11 protein-coding genes are annotated in these 23,398 nt (G+C 40.9%); 8 read left to right on the top strand and 3 right to left on the bottom strand.

The window, feature by feature from the left end; translation table 11 throughout:
- Nucleotides 1-7: 7 nt before the first annotated feature.
- The 3 genes from ACNOGP_RS20350 to ACNOGP_RS20340 all read right to left on the bottom strand — a co-directional run bounded on the left by ACNOGP_RS20350 (nucleotide 8) and on the right by ACNOGP_RS20340 (nucleotide 8,238).
- On the bottom strand, nucleotides 8-2,593 hold the full coding sequence (locus ACNOGP_RS20350; protein ID WP_418213574.1) for a hypothetical protein: 2,586 nt from the start codon (nucleotides 2,591-2,593) through the stop codon (nucleotides 8-10).
- Between the two features lie 123 nt (nucleotides 2,594-2,716).
- A complete protein-coding gene (locus tag ACNOGP_RS20345; protein WP_418213573.1) occupies nucleotides 2,717-4,972 on the bottom strand; it encodes a GH92 family glycosyl hydrolase in 2,256 nt (751 codons plus the stop codon).
- A gap of 26 nt (nucleotides 4,973-4,998) precedes the next feature.
- Complete coding sequence (locus tag ACNOGP_RS20340; RefSeq protein WP_418213572.1) at nucleotides 4,999-8,238, bottom strand: glycoside hydrolase family 2 protein; 3,240 nt, start codon at nucleotides 8,236-8,238, stop codon at nucleotides 4,999-5,001.
- A gap of 233 nt (nucleotides 8,239-8,471) precedes the next feature.
- Between ACNOGP_RS20340 and ACNOGP_RS20335 the strand changes: the two genes are divergently transcribed.
- From ACNOGP_RS20335 to ACNOGP_RS20300, 8 genes are all read left to right on the top strand, one after another.
- Nucleotides 8,472-10,982, top strand: coding sequence for a family 43 glycosylhydrolase (locus ACNOGP_RS20335; RefSeq protein ID WP_418213571.1), 2,511 nt, complete (start codon nucleotides 8,472-8,474; stop codon nucleotides 10,980-10,982).
- A 322-nt stretch (nucleotides 10,983-11,304) separates the two neighbouring features.
- On the top strand, nucleotides 11,305-14,409 hold the full coding sequence (locus ACNOGP_RS20330) for a SusC/RagA family TonB-linked outer membrane protein (protein ID WP_418213570.1): 3,105 nt from the start codon (nucleotides 11,305-11,307) through the stop codon (nucleotides 14,407-14,409).
- 20 nt (nucleotides 14,410-14,429) lie between these two features.
- The gene (locus tag ACNOGP_RS20325) at nucleotides 14,430-16,139 is read left to right on the top strand and encodes a RagB/SusD family nutrient uptake outer membrane protein (protein ID WP_418213569.1); all 1,710 of its coding nucleotides are present in this window, start codon (nucleotides 14,430-14,432) and stop codon (nucleotides 16,137-16,139) included.
- 12 nt (nucleotides 16,140-16,151) lie between these two features.
- Entirely contained in the window at nucleotides 16,152-17,543 is a 1,392-nt protein-coding gene (locus ACNOGP_RS20320; RefSeq protein WP_418213568.1) for a DUF4960 domain-containing protein, read from the top strand.
- A gap of 28 nt (nucleotides 17,544-17,571) precedes the next feature.
- Nucleotides 17,572-19,161 carry a glycoside hydrolase domain-containing protein gene (locus tag ACNOGP_RS20315; RefSeq protein WP_418213567.1) on the top strand — a complete coding sequence of 530 codons (1,590 nt, stop codon included), beginning with the start codon at nucleotides 17,572-17,574 and terminating at the stop codon, nucleotides 19,159-19,161.
- Nucleotides 19,162-19,296: 135 nt separating this feature from the next.
- Nucleotides 19,297-21,126, top strand: coding sequence for a DUF4980 domain-containing protein (locus ACNOGP_RS20310; protein ID WP_418213566.1), 1,830 nt, complete (start codon nucleotides 19,297-19,299; stop codon nucleotides 21,124-21,126).
- Between the two features lie 101 nt (nucleotides 21,127-21,227).
- Nucleotides 21,228-22,394 carry an MFS transporter gene (locus ACNOGP_RS20305; protein ID WP_195475405.1) on the top strand — a complete coding sequence of 389 codons (1,167 nt, stop codon included), beginning with the start codon at nucleotides 21,228-21,230 and terminating at the stop codon, nucleotides 22,392-22,394.
- A gap of 35 nt (nucleotides 22,395-22,429) precedes the next feature.
- A complete protein-coding gene (locus ACNOGP_RS20300; protein WP_007748309.1) occupies nucleotides 22,430-23,317 on the top strand; it encodes a carbohydrate kinase family protein in 888 nt (295 codons plus the stop codon).
- Nucleotides 23,318-23,398: the final 81 nt, after the last annotated feature.

Genomic DNA, 23,398 nt, shown 5'->3' with positions numbered 1-23,398 from the left:
AGAAAGACTATAAATCAGCAAACTGGGTTTTGTAATTTTCCCCCATAGAATCGCGGTATTCTTTGCAAAAACGATCATATAAGTTTCTAGCAATACCTTTTTTCCCTTGTGCGGAAAGTACGGCGCACTTTGCTGCTAACGCTTCCTCATTCAATGGGTCGTGCAGGAACATGATATCGGCAAGGCGAATTATCATTTCCTGGTGGTTTCGTTGAATTTCGATATCCAATAGATTCTTGAGTAGATCAATGGAATGGCTGGAATAAGCATCTTTAAAATCATCCAACCAGTCAAAAATTGTATTGGGCAGCAGAGGACCGTATAACAGCAATTCCAATATCCGATTGAGCAGCTCTTCGCTCTTCTCTTGCTCAAATTGTTGAGTACAGGTTAATAGGGTGTGGTAATCGCAGAATACGGTTGTTCCCCATTTGATACGTAAGAAATTATTTTCAGTTATGACTTCTACGTCTCCGATGCTTTCTAACAATACACGTAACTTACGCAAGTTTACATTGCGGTTGTTGCGAGCAGACGTCTCTTCCTTTTCAGGCCACAGTATTTCTGTTGTTTTGGAGGCGAGTATACCTTGCTCATTCTTCTCTGTATAAAGTATAAGCAAGATAAGTAAATGTTTCAGACGGGGAGTAAAATTGGAAGTTATGTCGTTTCCATCTTTATCCCGTACATTGAAACATCCGCATAAGGAAATTGATGCACGGCTACGGTCGTAATAGTTTGTAGGTTTTACGGAGACTGCATCTGTTTCCTGTATAGTGTCTTTTTCTTGCGTTGTTGTACGTTCGGTTACCACTGTTTTTTCCAGAGTATTGTGATGCCCTATGATAACCGGGACCTCCTCAATCTCCTTAATGGTAATTGTTTTGTCTTTTCTGTTACTGCATCTGGAACGGTAGAAAATTATGCCCGCTGCTATGAGCAATAATATGATTCCAGTAATATATAGGTATTTATGGCCATTAACGATTGTCGTATTGGCCGACTGTCGTATATCTCCTTCGTTCACAAGAGGCATATTGATGGAATAGATGTATACATTGTGAGTGTGGTCATTGAGTATCTTGTCTAATACTAAAAATAGTTTTCCGTGAACGGGTGAAGAATAGAGACTGAAATCGCAATCCTGGTAGTTCGATTCGTTATAAATGGGTTTTGAAACCTCAGTGTAAACAGAGTCTTTCATTGAGATTTTCCATAACACTCCTCCTTTATTCATCGAAACGGCATAAAAGGAACTGTCTGAAGGCTCGAAATACATAGAGGAGGCCATGAGCGTTCCGTCTTTCTGAGGAGAATTTCGTTGCCATACCATGCGCGACTGATTGGTTTTCAGATTAATAGCACATAAACCAAAATAGAAATGAGTACTTAACTCCTGCTTGCCATATTTATTGCCTCTGCCGCCAAAAACAAATAATTCGTCACCTACTATAGCCATAGCCGCAGAATAACGGGGATAGAGGGGCCGTTCGTATTCCACTTGTTCCAGCTTATAACTACCAGACTTCATCCGGAATAAATCATTACGATACTGATAAAATCCATATCCACCGAAAAAATAAAAAGAAGAGTCGGCGGGATTAAATGTCCTGGCATGATTATAGTTACTGGCTTCATCCATATTACGCTCTACATTACTCCATTTATTGGTGTCGAATGAAAAATAAGATGTGGCACCTTTTTTTAAATAATAGGATACCAATTTATTGGTTAAAGTATCATATAATAGATGGTTGGGATATTCTACGGCAGGATATCCTCCACGTATCACTATTTCCTGTTGTAGTGTTCCTTTTTCATCTAATACTTCAATAGATTGCGGTTTTACTAGATAGAATAATGCCTCACGGGCATTGAAGGCGACATCCAGCCTTCCGGGAATATGAGCTTGGTGGATCAGTTTCCATTCGATATGGTTATCAATCAGCCAAAAAGGATGGATAGCGCGGGCTATTGCTTTTTCTTTCATATCGTAACAAACATCGTCGTTGTGTTTCCATAACTTCCATTCACGTGTTTGCTTACCGTCTTGTGTGACGGTTATGTTCCTCAAATTGATGGGAGCCACATCTGCCAAATAGTTTTCCATCTGTCCAAATAGGGCAGAAATGCTTTTTGTATCCTCTAAAGGAACCATGGCTGACACTTTTTTGTTATCGTAGTCTACTTCTATGACATTGTCCTTCAGTCGCAGATGTAATGAGACGTCCAACCATTTCTCGCGTTCGATAGGAGTGTCTATGGTGATGATACCTTCGTTGAGTACCAACGCCGGGAAGTGTCTTTCTTCACCCGCTACAAATGAGAAACGAATATATTGATTGGTATTCGTATGCAGATGGAGAATAGAACCGAAATCAGGCTCATTGGTACGTACATATATCTGGAAAGAAATAGTGAAATTATTCTTTATAGGAAAAGGCTGGTTATCGTCTAAATATAAGGTCGTTCTTTCTACTGCCGGCACAGCATGGGATTTGAGATAAAGTCCGTAATCATATAAGGAAGATGCTTCCAATTTGCCTACCAGGCAAAGTAAGATAAAAAACAATATTTGTAGTTGATATTTCATAGTATTTTCTACTTCAGTCTGTTCTACAGTTTGTAGGTGCAAAAATAGGAAAAAAATGTCTCAAAATAGAATATTCATATCCAAAATTCTACTTTGAGACATCTTTATGTAATCGGATAGAGCTTATTTATTTTCTACTGATGGGGGAGTGGCGTCTGCTCCACTACCCCAAGCCTTATTAGGTTTGCTACCCATTATCAATACTAGCTTACCGCCATTCTTTAAATCCTCATGGCTAAACCAAGGTTTATTCCACTCCTGCCCGTTTAAGGTAGCGGACTGGATATATTTGTTTTTATCAGAAGCATTTTTTGCTTCGACCTCAAATATAGAGCCATTGCTGAGTGTTATCTTTATATTTGTGAAAAGAGGGCTTCCGATGTTGTAGGTCGGTGAACCTGGGGTGACAGGATAAAAACCGAGTGAAGAGAAAACTACAAATGAGGTCATACCACCGCCATCTTCATCTCCAGGCATACCCATAAGGTCGTTGCGGAACCATGTTTTCAACATTTGACGGATGCGCTTTTGTGTTTTCCAGGGTTGACCGGCGTAGTTATATAGATAAGGTATGTGCAACGATGGTTCGTTAGCCATGGAGAACTGTCCTACGTTACCTGTATGATCTGGTAGTTGCGAATAGAACTGGTATTTGCTACGTCCCAACGGTTCACTGAACGTACGGTCTAAGTTGGCGATAAACTGCTCGTTCCCTCCCATAAGGTTGATCAGATCGGATACGTTATGGGGTACATCCCAGCGATAAACCCAGCCATTGTTTTCTCCATAATATTCACGGGCACCCATTCCGCCGGAATAACGATAATCGAAAGGCTCAATCCAATTGCCTTCTTTGTCTTTCGGATGGAAGAAACCGGTTTCCTCATTGAATATATTTCGATAGTTGTAAGAACATTGCAGGTAGTGAGCGGCTTCCTCTTTTTTACCTAATGCTTCTGCTATGCGGGAGAGACACCATTGGTCATAGCTGGTTCCCAATGTGACAGCAACAGGCTGGCGTTTCTCAAATGGATGTACATTCGGGTCATTTTCTTTTTCATTAGGACGGAGGGCGGGTATGTATCCGTTTTCCCGATAGAAGTTATCTAGCCAACCGGCTACCGCTCCCGACCAGGGGGCAAGCGTTTTTTCTTCTATTCCTTTTCTGCATGCTTCATAAGCTTTGACCGTATCTACTTTCAGCCCTTTAGCCAAAGCATCGGCTATGGTGGCTACGGCATGGTTGGAATTCATGCGGCGTGTGTCACCAGTCACTTCGGGGAAAGTCGGCATCCACATATTTCCCATTTGTTCAGCCATAAGCAAATAAGAGGCAATGATGTCCTCTTCTTTTTTCTGGTCAATCAGGGTACGGAGCGGATGTGCTGCGCGATAAGTATCCCAAATCCAGTCGTCGGTATAGAAGGGAGTACCGTTATCATCATGTACTTTACCATCAAAAGCACTGAAATAGCGACCGTCTTCACTCATGCAAATTGGGCGTTCGAATGTACGGTAGAATGAAGAATACAATACAATCTTATCATCTTCCGTTCCTCCCTCTACCTTTATACGTCCAAGTGCTTCATTCCATACCTCTCGCCCTGTTTGTGCCAGTTTTTCTATATCGTAATCCTTTAATTCGCGACGTAGATTCTTTTCAGCCTGTTCTTCACTAATGAAGGAGATACCATAACGGAGACTGACTGTTGTCGTTCCTTCCGGGAAACGCCATGCTGCACAAGCATTTATACCTTCGGCATTATCTTTGCTGGCTTCAATAATTCCATTTTCCAAAATGCCGGTGCTTAATGGCTTTTCCTGTGGTTCGATATATACGTAGACATTGGTATTGTCACTTAGTCGTTGATGACCGCTGATGAAATTTTCGCCTACATGAATGGAACCGTTGCGGGAATTCACAATGATATAGGCCGGCTTGTCCGCTTCAAATGTTATTTTATAGAGAGCAGCCTGATGTGAAAGTGCGTATTCGGCTTTCATGCGATTATCGTCTAACTCCACTTCGTATGAGTAAGGTGTGAGATGCTCGTTATCGTAATTGAAAGTGATGATCGGGTGGAGTGTTTCGCCTTGATAAGGGCTGAGGTTGAATGCGGAACGTTCCCGATGATTGGTAACGATCAGTGGAAGTCCGTTCAGAAGTTCAGTTGTATAGTCTGCGCGTTCGGGATAGACACGAAGCATACTGTTGGGTAATTGAATGGTCGGGAATGTAGGAACCAACAGGTGGCTGATGTTCCCTATGTATGGATTAACATAGTCAACCGGACTCCGGTTGACTATGCGTTGTCCTCCATCACACGCTCCTATCATTAAACAAATTGCTACAGTAGCGAAAAGATGTGTAATTTTCATGATATGTTTATTATATTAATACTCTATTATTTGACTTCCGGATTAATAAAGGAGGCTTTTAATAATGGAAGAAAATCTTGTTTATTGTCGCATTTGAAGAAACCGCCAAACTCATGCCGATCTTCATTTCCTACTTTAATAACCAGTTTATTCCATCCTTGTAACAAAGGCAGTTCTTTGTAAATGACTTCATTGCGACCATTGTGAGAAATGTTGTTGTAGAGTTTATCGTTGATGGATAATTCACGTTTCTTGGCTTTTAACATCAATGAAAGTTTCGGCATATTCGGCTCAATCAGTAAATCGTCTAGTGGACGAGGGCTGAATACGTAAAACTCCAAAGCCCAGCCATCACTTGTTTTTACTAGTTTATCTTTGGTTGCTACCGGGAAATTCACCTGATTATCCCGTAAGAAGAATACTTCATTAATATTTATCTCAGGCTTTTTGTAGCTAATACCGGCATTTTTCAGGATAGTGCTCAAGGTATTATATCCTTTCTCTGAATTGGCAAACTCTGTTAATGTATTCAAATAGAAAGTAGATGCGCCCTGTTGGTATTTTACAAATACCGGTGTAGCGGCTGTACATTCATATTCGCTGCGAATCGTTCCGGCAGTCTTGATTTCTTCCGGACGTTTATTCCATTTACGCCAGTCTGTTTTACAAGCATTCAGCAAGACTTCTCCTTCTTCTACTAAAGTGCCTTTTAGTGAATAGTTGCAGGCATCCGCTTTCTGGAGTTCACAGAAATAGAAGTCTGAATTGTTAAGACCACGCATCCATGATTTTTGTATAGGAAGGAAAGAAGAACGTTTCAATACATCTAAAGCTACCGGGACAGGTAGAATTTCATTGTATCCATTAACTGTTTCCGGTGTGATTCCCCAAATCCAGACATCTGCACCTTTCGCAATTTGTTTTTGTATCTCTTTTTTAGCTGTTGTATCCAATGTTTGACTACCATCTACAATATAAAGCAGGGAAGAAGGATTGGTTACTTTCGATGTAAATATGACTCCTTGTCCATCTAACAACTGTTTCACTTTGCTATTTGGATTACCGATGAAGACTACTTCTTTATAGTTATCTGTTATAGGTATGGTTTCGTGAGCCTCATACTGTGATTTGTCAATGACAGCGTAAGGAGACCATGCAGGAGCTCCCGGCGCATTGGCTGCACGTAAAGCACCGTACATCGGCCATTCCTGATAGAGTGGTAAAGTTGGGTCGTAACCGGGATTAAAGGTTGTGCCGTAGGGACCTACACGCTCGGGCTGTATACCGGGGACTCCTTCGCGGTATTCTCCGAAGAATATTCCATCTTCATTAACAGTAGGGATTTTACTGATATCTCTTTTTCCGAGTGGTAGCGGTTTCAGTGCATACCATGCCATATTAAATACGGTAGTGTACGAAGCTCCCATTTTGCGTTGGTTAGCTATCAAATTATAGCATTCATTTGCCAGACCTTCCATACGGCCCTCTTGCGATTCGTAGGCACGTTCTCCGTTGTACTTAGACACTTGTTCCGGTGTCCCGTAGTAAGCCATACTATGCTCACCTATACCCCAAGGTTTTCCGATACCAATCCATTTTTTCATGGAGTTTATATCTCCATAGTGCCCCACAGTTACAGGTAATATGCCGTTTCCGTCATCTTCTCCATCGGATGAAATCCAAGGCCGGGTCGGATCATAGAGACGTACGATATCACGCCATTCTTCCCATGCCTTCTGTTGGGATGGTATCAGTTCGGGACGATTGTATACATGTAGGATAACAGGCTTGTTTTCGTTACTGATACTCCATCCGAAAACAGACGCGTGATTACGGTCGCGTAGTACAAAACGTTTCAAATGGTCTTTTGAGGCTTTCCAGAAGTGTTCAGAATCTAATTTGGGACCACCGTCACTGGCCCAGTTGGCTGTTTCATTCAGTACGCAGATCCCCATTTCGTCAGCCATATCCATATAGAAACGAGGGTAAACTTGGGCGTGAGGACGTACAGCATTTCCATTCATGCCTTTAATAGCGGTGAACCAAGCCCATGCATAGCGGCGTGTCATTTGCGGAATACCCATAAAGTGCCATGAGTCTCCGTGTAATACATAGGGCTTTCCGTTTAAGCATTGGGTAGTTCCTTGTAATGTCCATTCCCGCCAGCCGAAGCGTTCGTATTTTGTATCGACTGTTTGTTTCTTATCTTTTACAGAAAGTAATAAAGCGTATAGATTAGGTTGTTCGGGAGTCCAATATTTTAATGCATTTTCATGGACGGGTATTTGCAATGTCACTTTTTGTGATGCGTTGGCGTCAACTGAAACTTTGGATGGGGCAACTCGTAATGCTTCTTCGCCGAGTGTCCATTCAGGTACAGGAGCAGAATTAATATCTGTGCCGGCACAATTCACCCATTCTTTAATATTGCCTTGTAGTTGTATTTCCGTTTTTTTAGCAGTTCTATTTTCTATTGTGACTTCAATTTCTAAAGTGTTTTTCGATACTAGCGGTTTCACATACACATCTTCAATATGTACTTTCGGCAAAGCCAAAAGATATACATCCTGCCAGATCCCATTGATAAGATATCCCCACATGGAGCCTCCCGGAATAATACGTCGACCGATTGTTGAATTATCTTCGAATAAGGATTGACTACGGACACCTACCAATATTTCTACTGTTTCTCCGGGAACAACCTTATCGGTGATATCAAAGCTGAACGGTAAGAACAGGTCGAAATTCTCACCCAGTTTCTTTTTGTTTATATAGATTTCTGAATATCCTGCTACAGCCTCAAAATAAAGTTTGATTTGCTGGCCTGCCCAATTGGTAGGGATAGTGATATTTTTCTTCATCCATGCCATTTTTACTTGTTCCCATTCATTAGGATAAGAAGGGTAATTGCGATGGTCGGGGCCTTCTAAATCCCGATAACCGAACGAATTGACGTTCCACGGTGAAGGTATCTTAATTCGTGTCTTGCTCCAATTGCCGTCTTTGGGAGACGGTAATTGTGGAGCTACTCCTTTACCTTGTTTATAATCTTTAGGTAAAGAGACGGGTTGAAAATCCCAATAACCGTTTAGGCAGATTTCTTGGCGATGTTCTTTTTCGGTTTTGTTCACTAAGCCTTCACTGGGAGCAAAGGTGTAGGGATAGATCAATTTCTGATCATTAGTCACTGTCTGTGCATTTATCTTTGTAGACTGCAAAGTAAAACTTGCCAGCAGACTGCATAGTAAAATGAAATTTTTCTTCATATTTTATATATTAATGAGTTTTCTCGCATCATCTGATGGCAAAGTAAAACGAAAAGTATTAAAAAGGGAGAATCAAAAGACTTAATCTGAGATTAAAAAGTAATTAATTGGTTTTTAATCTCTGTTTAATTGGTTTTTAATCTCCCAATAAAGCGGGGTAAACTATCTTTGGCTTAATTAAAAATAGATTCGTAAAAAAGCAACTAAAAACAATTCTAATAAAGGAAAAATCTATGGGAAACAATTTGTTATTTACTATGAAGTGTCTCTTTCCATTATTCATGGGAGGATTAGCTGTTCTGAATTCGTGTAAAGAAGACCACCCGGTAATAAATGATGATTCCGGGCAGGGAAGTGATGTTGACGATGAGTATGTATACATTGATGACCGCTATGATAATGGTATCAGCTGTGAGGAATATTTAGCTAACTATCGTGGAGTGCCGTTTAAAAAGGGACCGGAAGGTAATAGTTTGTTTGTTATATCGGAAGTGCCGACTACGATAGAGGCGGAAGATTTTGATGATGGAGGGCAGAATATCTCTTTTCATTTTAAAAATACTACGGCTGGAAACTACAAAGATTACCGTGAAGAAAAGGAAGTTGCCATTAGCAAAAGCGGAGAGGTCGTAAATATTAGTAATATAAACAACGGTGACTGGCTTTGTTATACGTTACAAGTCACACAAGAGGGAGCTTATTCCATTGATACTTATTGTGTGGCGGGTAGTGGGAAAACCAGCTTCTACTTTGAGGTGGATGGAAAGTCAGCCGGTCAGATCGTAGATTCACCGGAAGGAGATTGGAGTGACTTCTCACGTACTGTTAAAGTGACCAATGTGCAGTTGAGTGAGGGTAAGCACGTATTAAGATGGTATACTACGGGTAGTGTAAATTTAGATAAGTTTGTACTTACCCGTACCGGAGAATATACAGGAAATATGGTAGATGCTTCTTTGTTTGAATATCCTCGATATGGTTATTACGAACATAATCCGTTGTTCGTTAATTTTGCATCAGAAATGTATCAGAACTCATTTACCGGAACACTCTATACAGCCGACCCGTCAGCACACGTATGGGCTGATGGACGACTTTATGTCTACGCTTCGCATGATATGGAGCCGACACAGGGATGTGACCGTATGGATCGTTATCATGTTTTTTCTACTACAGATATGAAAAACTGGACGGATCATGGGGAAATCATGAATTCCGCTACTGTGAAGGCGCACGTAGGTATAGGCATTGATGGTTTCATGTGGGCTCCTGATTGCGTTTATAATAAGGAAGATCAGTTATACTATTTTTATTTCCCTCATAAGATTGATACGGACACATGGCGTATTTTTGTGGCAACGAGTAAAGAGCCAGCTGCGAAATTCAGGGTGAAAGGTGTGATTGAAGGAATTCCTTCAACGATCGACCCTTGTGTCTTTGTGGATGATGACGGACAACCTTATATATATACTAGTGGTGCCGGTAAAGGTTGTTGGGGAGCAAAATTACGTAAGGATGATTGGACTAAGTTGGAGGGTGTAATGAGTCCTTTAACAGGCTTTACCGATTTTCATGAAGCTCCTTGGGTGCATAAATACAAGGGGAAATATTATTTGAGCCACTCAGATAATCATGCTTCCAGTCAAGGAGGTAACCGGATGCAATATTCTGTGTCGAATAATCCCTTGGGACCATTTACTCCGTGCGGTGTATATATGTATCCTCATGGTGAAGAAACGGCACACGGTTCAATTGTAGAATATAAGGGGAAATGGTATGCTTTCTATCATACCGCTAATTATTCAGGCAGAGGAGCTTTGCGGTCGGTTTGTGTAGATCCGATTGAATATGATCAAAATGATAGATTGAAAGTTGTACAAAACTGGGGACAGCCTTATGAAGGGAAGGCTCTGGAAGTAGATTTATCGGAGACGTTAGTATTGGAAGCCGAACATTATAATAAAGGTGGCGAACATTATGGTTACCACAAGAATCCGTCGGAGGGGGATATGCAAGTAGGTACGGATAATGGTGTTACCTATCTTAAAAGTATGAAGTCCGGAGAATGGGTGCGTTATTCGATTAATGTAAAACAGACTGGATCCTATGCTATTACTTGTCGGATGCGCCAGCAGCGTTCGGGAGGAAAATTCCGTATTGCTATAAATGGAGTGTATAAGACGAACGAGGTAAAGTTGGATGGTTCGGGCAGTACATGGAACGAAGCTTTTATATATCCTGTCGAATTACAAAAAGGTGAACAATATATTGATTTGCGTATTAAAGGTGGAGAATTGGATATTGATTGTATCAAGTTAGGAGAAGGATGCAGCCAAGTACCCGGTATCATTCAGGCGGAAGATTTCGATGAAGGAAAGTATCAATTTAGGGAAGGTTCGAAAGGTAATTTTAAAACTTACCGGAGTGATCAGGGAGTAGCTATCAGTGCTAGTAGTAACATCATCCACATTAGTAATACTTCTGGAGGAGATTGGATTCAATATACATTTAAGGTTTTGAGGCCGGTCTCAAATGTTACTGTTCGTGGGGCTGCAGAGAAAGATGGGAAGTTCGCTTTATCTTTTGATGGAGGGGAGCAGTTGACTCCTGTTCCGGCAACTACCGGAAACTGGAACACTTATAGTGATTTCCCTGTGTCGAATGTACAATTGTCGGAAGGTATTCATACGATGAAGATTCATATACTTAATCCAATGAATGTTGATTCATTCGATTTTCAATAAAATAAGGTTGACATCATTTGAAACAAAGTTTATAGACGAAGGCAAAGATAGCTCCTATCTTTGCCTTCGTCTATTTTTGTTGAGTTCTGATATAAGAATACTTTGTTACCATAAAAACTATGTCAATGCACTCATGTATAAAGATGGGGAATACCATTGGTATTTTCAATATAATCCATCAAATAGCACTCTATGCAACATATATTACAGCCTTTGAAACATTTTTTTTAGTCGATTGATATAAATCAACCGTAATTTGCATCATCGATAAAGATAAAATTCGTACTTTTAAATTAATAACATCAAACTAATGCTCAGTATTATGAAGAACAAAAAACTTCTTTGCAGCGTTTGTTTCCTGTTTACTTTCATGTCAGCCCTCTGCGGGCAAAACATAACAGTGAAAGGAAACGTTACTTCCAAAACGGATGGCCAGCCGATTATTGGCGCTTCCGTCATTGAGACTATATCCACAACTAATGGAACGATTACCGATTTTGACGGTAACTTCACGCTTTCTGTTCCTACTAATGCTACTTTAAAGATTTCGTATATCGGTTATAAGCCTGTGACTGTGAAAGCGGCTACCTCTATCCAAGTTTTATTGGAAGAAGATACGCAAATGGTGGATGAAGTGGTGGTGACAGGTTATACTACTCAGCGTAAAGCCGATTTGACCGGTGCGGTATCTGTGGTAAAAGTTGATGAAATTCAGAAACAAGGTGAAAACAATCCGGTAAAAGCACTCCAAGGGCGTGTTCCCGGTATGAGTATTACTGCTGATGGTAATCCAAGTGGTACGGCTACTGTTCGTATTCGTGGTATCGGTACATTGAACAACAACGACCCTCTTTATATCATTGATGGTGTGCCTTCTAAAGCAGGTATGCATGAACTGAATGGAAATGATATTGAATCTATCCAGGTTCTGAAAGATGCGGCTTCTGCTTCTATTTATGGTTCGCGTGCCGCAAATGGTGTTATCATCATTACTACTAAACAAGGTAGGAAAGGACAGATTAAGATTAATTTCGACGCTTCGGTTTCCGCATCTATGTACCAGTCTAAATTGGATATGATGAATACTGAGCAATATGGGCGTACATTATGGCAAGCCAATGTGAACAGTGGTAAGAATCCGAATGCTAATTCTATCGGTTATCAATACGACTGGGGATATAATGCTGAAGGCTATCCTGTGTTGAATAACATCTATGTTCCCAAATTTATTGATGATGCCAATACAATAACAACAGGTGATACGGACTGGTTTGATGAAATCACACGTACCGGCTTTATTCAACAATACAATCTTTCGTTGAGTAATGGAACGGAAAGAGGTAATTATTTCTTTTCTCTGGGATATTATAAAAATGACGGTTTGATTAAATATACAAACTTCGACCGTATTTCTGCACGTATTAATAGTGATTATAAGGTGATAGATAATATTCTGACTATCGGTGAGCATTTCACTCTGAACCGTACGACGGAAGTCCAAGCCCCAGGGAATATCATGAGTGACGCCATGATTGCCCTTCCCATGATTCCCGTACACACTGTGGATGGAACGAATTGGGGAGGTCCCAACAGTACTATGCCCGACCGCCAAAATGTGGCTCGTGTAATTTATGATAATCGGAACAACCGATATACTTATTGGCGTTTGTTCGGTGATGCGTATGTAAACCTGAACCCGGTGAAAGGACTTAATATCCGTTCCACTTTTGGATTGGACTATGCACAGAAGTATCAACGTAATTTTACGCTTCCTTACAACACCGGTTTCCTGAACAGTGATAAGGATGCGGTTGAGATGAAACAGGAGCATTTCACCAAATGGATGTGGAATGCTGTGGCCACTTACGAATTGGAGATTGGCAAACATCGTGGAGATGTTATGGCAGGTATGGAGTTGAATCGTGAAGACGACATAAACTTTGCTGCTTACCGTGAAGGATTTGCGATTCTGACTCCCGATTATATGTATCCTTCCGCAGGAGTAGGACAGTCACAGGCAAGTGGCGGAGCAGGTGGTTTCTCACTGGTTTCTTTCTTCGGAAAACTGAACTATTCGTATGCTGATAAATATTTACTTTCATTTACCCTCCGTCGTGACGGGTCTTCCCGTTTTGGTAGCAATAATAAATATGCTACTTTCCCTTCCGTTTCTTTGGGATGGCGTATTAGTCAGGAGGCTTTTATGGAAAAAACTAAAGATGTGATTGACGATTTGAAAATTCGTGCGGCTTGGGGACAAACCGGTAATCAGGATATTGAAAATTACGCACGCTATTCTATCTACGAATCTAAATACGGTACAGGCAATCCTCCTACTTATGGAACTTCTTATGATATTACCGGAAGTAACGGCGGTAGTTTGCTTCCTTCCGGATTTGTGCGTACTCAGATTGGAAATGACGATATCAAGTGGGAAACTACTACACAAACCAATGTCGGTATGGATTTCAGTTTGTTTAATCAGACATTGTATGGCTCTGCCGAATATTACTATAAAAAAACAACGGATATTTTGATAAAACCGTCTTACATCGGTATTCTTGGAGAAGGTGGCGGGCAGTGGAGAAATGCCGGTTCGATGGAAAACAAGGGCTTTGAGTTTAATTTGGGCTATCGCAATAAGACGGCTTTCGGGCTTAGCTATGATATTAACGCGAACCTCGGTTTGTATCGGAACAAGATTTTGTTTGTACCGGGTGAAGTGGCTTCTACCGGAGATTTCGGTGGTGACGGGGTGATGAACATTATCGGTCATTCTATTAATATGAGAGCCGGTTACATTGCCGACGGTATTTTCAAGTCACAGGAAGAAGTGGACAATCATGCCGATCAGACCGGAAAAGGCGTAGGGCGTATCCGCTATAAAGATTTGGATAATAATGGTGTTATTGATACTAAGGACCAGACTTGGATCGGAAATCCGAATCCTGATTTCACGTATGGACTCAATATCTATCTGGAATATAAGAACTTTGATTTGACTATGTTTTGGCAAGGTGTGCAGGGAGTGGACGTTTATAATGAGGTGAAGAAGAATACCGACTTCTGGTCGGTAGGTGATATGAATGCTAATCGTGGCATCCGTCTGTTGGGAGCATGGACTCCGCAGAATCCGGGATCGGATATTCCTGCCGTTTGTTTGGAAGACTTGAATAATGAAAAGAGAATTTCCAGTTATTATGTAGAAAACGGTTCTTATCTGAAACTTCGGAATTTACAATTAGGTTATACATTGCCGACAGATATCTCGAAGAAAATAAAGATGGAACGTTTGCGATTCTATTTCAGCGCACAGAATTTGCTGACCATCAAAAGTAAGAACTTTACCGGTATGGATCCGGAAAATCCGAATTTCGGTTATCCGATTCCTCTCAATCTTACATTCGGTTTCAACATAGGTTTTTAATTCATTAAATAAAGATAATTATGAAAATCAAGAATATATATATATCCTCTTTGCTGTTGGTAGCCTCGTTGGTCGGTACTACCGGTTGCAATGACTTTTTGGAAAGAGACTTACAGGGAAGTTCTGACGAGGGAAAAACGATTAGTCCCGATAATGTGGACAATCTGGTAATTGCTGCTTACGCTCACATGGTGTCCGGTGAGGATATGAACAGTCCTTTCAGCCTTTGGCCGTATGGAAATGTCCGTGCAGATGATGCTTATAAAGGCGGGGCAAACTCCGAAGACGGTTCGCATTTCCATTTTCTGGAGATTGCTACGGGGATGACTACTGACAATTGGGCTTTTGATGATATCTGGTATCGTCTTTATTCGGGGGTGGCACGTGCCAATGCTGCTTTGAAATCTTTGGATGGTATGGATGCAAATACTTATCCGCAGAAGAATGAACGTATCGGTGAGATGCGTTTCTTACGTGGTCATTATATGTTTCTGTTGAAAGTGATGTTCAAGCATATCGTTTATGTAGATGAAACGATTCCTACTTCGGACTATACCAAGATTTCTAACCGCCAGTATACTAACGACCAACTTTGGCAGAGGATAGCAGATGACTTTAAGTTTGCATATGATCATCTTCCCGATACACAGGTGGAAAAAGGGCGTCCTACGCAGGCTGCTGCATCGGCCTATCTGGCAAAGGTGATGCTTTACAAAGCTTATCGCCAGAATGAAAAGAATGAAGTGATCGAAATTAATGAAGAGGATTTGAAAGCTGTAATTACGTATACGGATAATGCTATCATGACTGCCGGAGGTTTTGGCCTGGAAGAAGATTTTGCATATAATTTTCTGCCGCAATATGAGAACGGAAAGGAATCTATTTGGGCTGTCCAATATTCGCAGGATGATAATACGATGTATGGCAACTTGAACTTTGGTAATGAGTTGACAGCTCCGCAATTCTTCGGGTGTTGTGATTTTCAGAAGCCTAGCCAAAACTTGGTGAATGCTTTCCGCACGGAAAACGGTAGGCCGATGTTCGATACTTACAATGAGAAAGATAATTATGATATGCAAGGCAACTATGATCCCCGTTTATTCCACACGGTGGCGATTCCGGGATTTCCTTATAAGTATAATGTGAACTATATTTTTGATAAGACGTGGACACGTAACGAACAGGAATATTATGGTCTTTACTCATCTTTAAAAGAGAATGTGGACCCCGATTGTTCTTGCCTGAAGAAAGTGAATTCTCCGTTTGTTGCTAATTCGATGAACCGTATTGTATTGCGTTATGCAGATGTAGTGCTGATGCGTGCCGAGGCATTGATTCAGTTGAATCGTTTGTCGGAAGCATTGCCGTTGGTCAATGAGATACGTAACCGTGCAGCCCGTAGTACTACGCTTGTTTTTGATTATGGGGCAAGTTTTAAAGTAGAACCGTATACAATGGCCGAATGGACTGATCGGGACATTGCTATGAGAGACCTGAAATGGGAACGTCGTCTTGAACTGGCATTGGAAGGAAGCCGCTTCTTTGATTTAGTTCGTTGGGGAGATGCGGCAAAAGTGATGAATCAATATTATGCGTCGGAAGCTAGTCGTCGTTCTTATTATTCGGATGCAAATTTTATAGCAGGAAAGAATGAATATCTGCCTATTCCTCAGAAGCAGATCAATTATAGTGGTGGTTTGTATCAGCAAAATAATGGTTGGGAGAAATAATAAATGGGAATTATGAAGACTTTGATAGATAAAATATATATGGTGTTACTGGCTGCACTTTTACTTTCTGCAGCTGGATGTAGTGATGATGATGACACATCGTTGGCTTTGAATGGTGATACATGGATTACTTCTTTCCATATCGAAGGTTATGATAACTTTATCGTTGAGCAGGATAATCAGGCGAGAAGCATTAAAGTACATGTGGAAGATGATACAGATGTGACAAATTTAATTCCGGTATTTACTTTGTCCGAAGGGGCTACGGCGAATTTGGAAAGTGGTAAACCTATTAACTTTACAATGCCCGTAGTGGTAAAAGTCACAAACGGAAATGTATTTATGAATTATACGATTTCCGTAGAATTGGATAAGCCGCAGATTACTGGATTTATGATAGGAGAGTATGCGGGCAGAATTGATGAAACAAACAAAGAAATCGTTGTGTATGTACTTGAAGACATGGATATTACCGCTTTGTCTCCAGTCGTTACTGTTCCTGATGGTGCTACGGTAAGCCCGTTGTCAGGCACTACATTGGATTTCACTACACCTAAAGAATATACGGTTACAAATCATTTGAATGCAGCCACTTATACGGTGAAGGTAGAAAAGGTAAGAACTTTTGTTTCAATGGCATTTATCGGAACTGCTGCAACTATTGATGAACTGACTAATAATGAAGAAAAAGCCGCTGCCCAATGGATGTTGGATAATATGCCGGGGGCAAGGTATATTTCATATTCAGATTTGAGGGATGATAACCCGAAAGTGAAACTTGATCCGGAACAGATAAAAGTCATTTGGATTCATGATGATAATCCTATCTATGATGATAATGGATTTAATTGGAGTTCAAAGAATAATATTAAGAATTATTATCAGACAGGTGGAAATTTGTTATTATCTCGTGGAGCTTTACGATATATCGTAAAAGATCGGTGGGCTATTTCTATGGATGGTAGAGATCCTAATAATCAATTTGGGAGTGAAGATTCTAAGACTGTTACAGATAAACCTTGGGGCTTTTCAATAAAGGGTATCTCTCATGAAATATTTGATGGCTTAGTAACTGAGGATAATTCTAATATTTATTTAATAAATACAGGTTATCGTATTCTTAATTGGGTATTTCAATGGCGTATAGATTGGGAACCTTATTTGGGAATAGAAGGATGGAGACAACAAACTGGTGCTATAGAGTTAGGGTATGATGTTTCCAATCACAATGCAGTGCCTATCGCTGAATTCCCTTCTCGCCAGATAGGAGGAAATAGTAGTGGAAAGGTAATATGTATTGGTATGGCAGCTTATGATTGGTATGATGAAAACCAATCAGATAATCAATATCGTGGTAATATCGAGAAACTTACTTCTAATGCACTCGATTACTTAAGTAAGTAAAGTATAATCTAATAAAGAAAAGCAAATTATGAAAACTATGATATTAATGGCTTCAATACTGTGTCTGTCAATGTCGTTTGCTGCTTGCAGCGACGATAACAGTCCGGTAATCACAGATAAAAATCTGAATGAAACGACAACATTCTTTAGTTCGACGGAACCGAACAATTATACGACTTATTACAAACCTTATGTTGGTTATGTAGGTGATCCAATGCCTTTTTTTGATCCGGTAAGTAAAGAGTTTCGTATTCTTTACCTTCAGGATGATCGTGACGGTAATTCTACTATCTATCATCCTATCCACGAATTGGCAACTACGGATGTGGCAAACTATATCTCTTTCCGCGAAGCAATACCATGTGGAACAGCAGTAGAAGATGATCCGGCTATCGGGACAGGAAGTACTGTTTATGATGAGGCTACGAAAACTTATTATACTTTTTATACGGGACATAAAGCTACCGAACCTCGTGAAGTAATATTGTTGGCTACTTCCAAAGATTGTAAAACCTGGACTAAAGACCGTTCATTCCGTTTATCGGCTCCAATAGAAGCAGGGTATGATAAAAATGAATTCCGTGATCCATATGTTTTTTATGATGCAACTGCGCAATGTTATAGGATGTTAGTTTCTGCTCTGAAAAATGGGGATGGATATATCATTGAGTTTACTTCTACCAATTTGCATGATTGGGATTTAAAACCGGAACCGTTCTTCAATAATATTTGGGGGCGTTTCTATGAATGTCCGGATGTTTTTCAGATGGGAAGTTATTGGTATATGGTTTATTCTTCACAAGGAACAAAAAATGAACCGGCCGTTGTCCAATATTTCTATGCGCAGACTTTGGAAGAATTGAAGGGAATAGCTGTAGAGAATGGGCAGTTCCCTACTTCCGTACCCCACGAAGGATGGTTAGATGGAGTTAGTTTTTATGCCGGAAAAACAGCGGGCGATGATACAAATCGTTATCTTTGGGGATGGTGTCCGACACGTGAAGGGCAGAAAACCACAGGTACCAAAAATTGGGCAGGAGCATTGGTTGCTCATAGATTGATTCAGAACGGAGATGGAACATTAAGTTTGGATGTTCCACAAGCGATTTCCGCCAAATATTCCCAATCGGTGACATTGACTGAAAAGACGAAGGTAGGGGATGTAACGGTCAGCACTTCTTCTTATACATTGAAAGCAAATTCATTTGTCCGCTTCGCCCGTTTGAGAAACCGGAACAAAATAACCATGACTGCAACAATCCCTGAAGAGAATGAAGCCGTATTCGGACTTTCATTTGTCGATTGCAGTGATAAGGCAGAAAAGGCGCGTATTTTCATAGAAGATAAATATAATTTCCTGAAGTTGAAAGAAGTAGAAGTAAATGAGAAAACAGGTGAATGGAATGATGCGGGTGCTATAACAGAACGTGCTATAACTCCGGCTACTGACAATGTATATCATATAGAGGTCTATACTGAAGAATCTGTGTGCATAGTCTATATAAATGGAAGGTATGCTTTCACCAACCGTATTTATGATTTGGCTAAAAATCCTTGGGCTATTTTTTGTACTGAGGGTGAAGTGACTGTATCTGATATAAAATTGAGTACTTATTAATTGAGAAAGTAACATCTTTTATAGCGTTTGAAACAAATGTGATAGGCGCTCCGATACATTGCGCCTATCTTTGCATTGCAACAACCAAGAAATATGATACTATTAATAATAAGTAATAACCTTAATACCATAAACATGAATGTATTTTTACCCTTGAGAAAACTTCAGACTCTTCTGATTTGTTCCATTTTTATGAATATCTCGCTTCTGGCTTTAGCTGCAGATCCTTCTCTTTTAATAAAAGATTTAGGAGAAGGACATTGTTTGGTGCGTGTCAATACTACTCAGAAATACTTGTTATTACCGGTAGAAGATGCATCGCCTGACGTACGTATCAGTATGATTGCTGATAACAAAGAAGTGAAGAACTTTGATGTCCGTCTGGCTATTAACAAGGTAGATTATTTTGTTCCGGTAGACCTTTCCGATTATTCCGGTAAGTTGGTTTCATTTAAATTCAAAATGAATTCAAATGATCCGGTACGTGTCAATCTTTCGCCGGATAACACCGCTTGCTGTAGGGAAATGAAGTTGTCCGATACCTTCGATACAACTAATCGTGAAAAGTTCCGTCCTGTTTATCACTTCTCACCTCTTTATGGATGGATGAATGATCCCAACGGAATGGTATATAAAGACGGAGAATATCATTTGTTTTATCAACATAATCCATATGGTTCCAAATGGGGAAATATGAATTGGGGACATGCTATCAGTAAAGACTTAATCAATTGGGAACATCGGCCTGATGCTATAACTCCGGATGCGTTTGGCACTATTTTCAGTGGTTCGGCTGTGGTGGATCATAATAATACAGCTGGTTTTGGTGCAGGTGCTATCATCGCTATCTATACACAGAACGGTGATCGTCAGGTACAAAGTATCGCTTACAGTACCGACAATGGGCGTACTTTTACAAAGTATGCGGATAATCCGGTGTTGGTATCTGAAGCCCGCGATTTCCGCGATCCGAAAGTCTTTTGGTATGAAGGGACAAAACGTTGGATTATGGTACTTGCCGTAGGGCAGGAAATGCAGATTTTCTCTTCTCCCAATTTGAAAAACTGGACTTTTGAAAGCAGTTTCGGTAAGGGACAAGGTGCTCACGGAAATGTTTGGGAATGTCCGGATTTATTTGAACTTCCCGTGGAAGGTACGAATGAAAAGAAATGGGTATTGCTTTGTAGTCTTGGTGACGGCCCTTTCGGTGACTCGGCCACTCAATATTTTGTCGGAACGTTTAACGGAAAAGAATTTGTAAACGAATCACCCTCCAAAACCAAATGGATGGACTGGGGAAAAGACCATTACGCCACTGTAACTTGGAGTGATGCTCCCGACAACCGTCGCATTGCTATCGCATGGATGAGCAACTGGCAATATGCAAACGATGTTCCTACCTCTCAATACCGTAGCCCGAACTCTGTTCCTCGCGATTTGAGCCTGTTCACCGTAGATGGCGAGACTTATCTTCAGTCTGCTCCCTCTCCCGAACTGCTGAAACTGCGTGACGTCTCCAAGAAACGCTCGTTCAAAGTGAACGGAACACGTATCATCAAAGACATGATTGCCGGCAATGAGGGTGCATACGAAATAGAACTGACTATCGAAAATCAACATGCGGATATAATCGGCTTCCGTCTCTACAATGACAAAGGCGAAGAAGTGGATATACAATATGACATGAAAGAAAAGAAATTCTCGATGGACCGCCGCAAAAGCGGAGATGTAGGTTTCAATGAGAACTTCCCAATGCTGACCTGGACGGCTATTGAGAGTGGAATAGACGAATTGAAACTCCGTCTGTTTGTCGACAAATCCAGTGTGGAAGCCTTTGGCGATGGCGGACGTTTTGTGATGACTAATCAGGTGTTCCCGTCGGAACCTTACACTCATATCGACTTTTACAGTAAAGGAGGAGCGTATAAAGTAGATTCGTTTGTGATTTACAAGTTGAAGAAATAAACTCATTCTCCTTACTCTATGTGCTCTTTACCCGCTTCTTTGTTTTAGGGTGATGTACATTGCCCTATGGAAACAGAATTCATCGTATAAAAGATAAAATAATGGAAAACAGTAAAAACTCTTCCCTCTCCAAACTAGTCCCGGTAATGCTTTGCTTCTTCGCCATGGGATTTGTTGACCTGGTAGGCATTGCCTCCAATTACGTAAAGGCGGATCTTGGTCTGTCGGACTCACAGGCGAATATCTTTCCGTCATTAGTATTCTTCTGGTTCCTGATTTTCTCCGTCCCCACCGGCATGTTGATGAGCCGCATTGGTCAGAAGAAAACCGTATTGCTTAGTTTGATTGTGACTTTCGCTTCTCTGTTGCTACCCGTTTTCGGCGACAGCTATATGCTGATGCTGATTTCCTTCTCCCTCTTGGGCATTGGAAATGCGTTGATGCAGACTTCCCTGAACCCGTTGCTTTCCAATATCGTACGTGGCGACCGTCTGGCAAGTAGCCTGACTTTCGGTCAGTTTGTGAAAGCCATTGCTTCTTTTCTGGCTCCTTACATCGCCATGTGGGGAGCGACGCAGGCCATTCCGACTTTCGATTTAGGCTGGCGCGTGTTATTTCCTATTTATATGGTTGTAGCGATCATTGCCATTCTCTTGCTCAATATTACTCAGATTGAAGAAGAAAAAGAGGAAGGCGAACCGTCAACTTTCGGACAATGTCTGGCGTTGCTTGGCAAACCGTTTATCCTGCTTTGTTTTATTGGCATCATGTGTCATGTCGGTATTGATGTAGGTACAAATACTACCGCTCCAAAGATTCTGATGGAACGTCTTGGCATGGGATTGGATGACGCTGCTTTTGCTACAAGCCTTTATTTTATCTTCCGTACGGCTGGCTGCTTCTTAGGATCGTTCATCTTACGTAAGATGTCGGCAAAATCTTTCTTTGGCATTAGTGTGGTAATGATGTTGGTAGCGATGGCAGGATTGTTTGCTTTCCATGAAAAGACAATGATTTATGCCTGCATTGCATTGATTGGTTTTGGTAATTCCAATGTATTCTCTGTTATTTTCTCGCAGGCGTTACTCTATCTTCCGGCAAAAAAGAATGAGGTTTCCGGCTTGATGATTATGGGACTTTTCGGAGGAACAGTGTTTCCGTTGGCTATGGGAGTTGCCTCCGATGCAATGGGACAGAGTGGGGCGGTTGCCGTAATGACGGTAGGCGTACTGTATCTTTTGTTTTATACGTTCCGTATTAGAAAATAAATTAATAACTTTGGAAACAATAAAATCTGTAAGTCATGAATAATATAATTGTAGGAATGGGCGAAGCACTTTGGGATGTGTTGCCCGAAGGAAAGAAAATTGGTGGTGCTCCGGCAAACTTTGCCTATCATGTATCGCAGTTTGGCTTTGACAGCCGCGTAGTAAGTGCCGTGGGGAATGATGAACTGGGAGATGAGATTCTGAGAGTATTCAATGAAAAGAAACTGAAAACACAGATTGAACGTGTGGATTATCCTACCGGTACGGTGCAGGTAACGTTGGATGATGAGGGTGTCCCTTGTTATGAAATTAAGGAAGGGGTTGCATGGGACAATATTCCTTTTACAGATGAACTGAAACGTTTGGCTTTGAATACACGTGCTGTTTGCTTCGGATCATTGGCGCAACGCAATGAGGTGAGCCGTGCCACTATCAATCGTTTTTTGGATACAATGCCTGATATAGACGGGCAATTGAAGATCTTTGATATTAATCTCCGACAGGATTTTTATTCAAAAGAGGTTATTCGTGAGTCCTGCCAGCGTTGCAATGTGCTGAAGATAAATGACGAAGAATTAGTGACCATTAGCCGTATGTTTGGCTATCCGGGTATTGACTTGCAGGATAAATGCTGGATTTTGTTAGCTAAGTATAATCTGAAGATGTTGATTCTGACTTGTGGTATTAATGGTAGTTACGTATTTACTCCGGGGGTTGTTTCCTTCCAAGAGACCCCGAGAGTTCCCGTAGCTGATACAGTGGGAGCCGGTGACTCCTTTACAGCAACGTTCTGTGCTTCTATTCTCAATGGTAAGTCGGTTCCCGAAGCTCATAAACTGGCTGTTGAAGCTTCCGCTTATGTATGTACGCAAAGCGGTGCAATGCCGGAACTTCCGCAGGTACTGAAAGATAGGATGTTGTAAAAGCCTATACGATAGAATATATAATAAAACTCTCATGAGCTTCAATCTCATGGGAGTTTTATTATGACCTTACATAAGAGG

Source organism: Bacteroides difficilis, assembly GCF_048319815.1.
Lineage (GTDB): Bacteria > Bacteroidota > Bacteroidia > Bacteroidales > Bacteroidaceae > Bacteroides > Bacteroides zhangwenhongii.
Note: the sequence above shows the minus strand (reverse complement) of the source record. Positions and strands in the feature narration are given on the sequence as shown.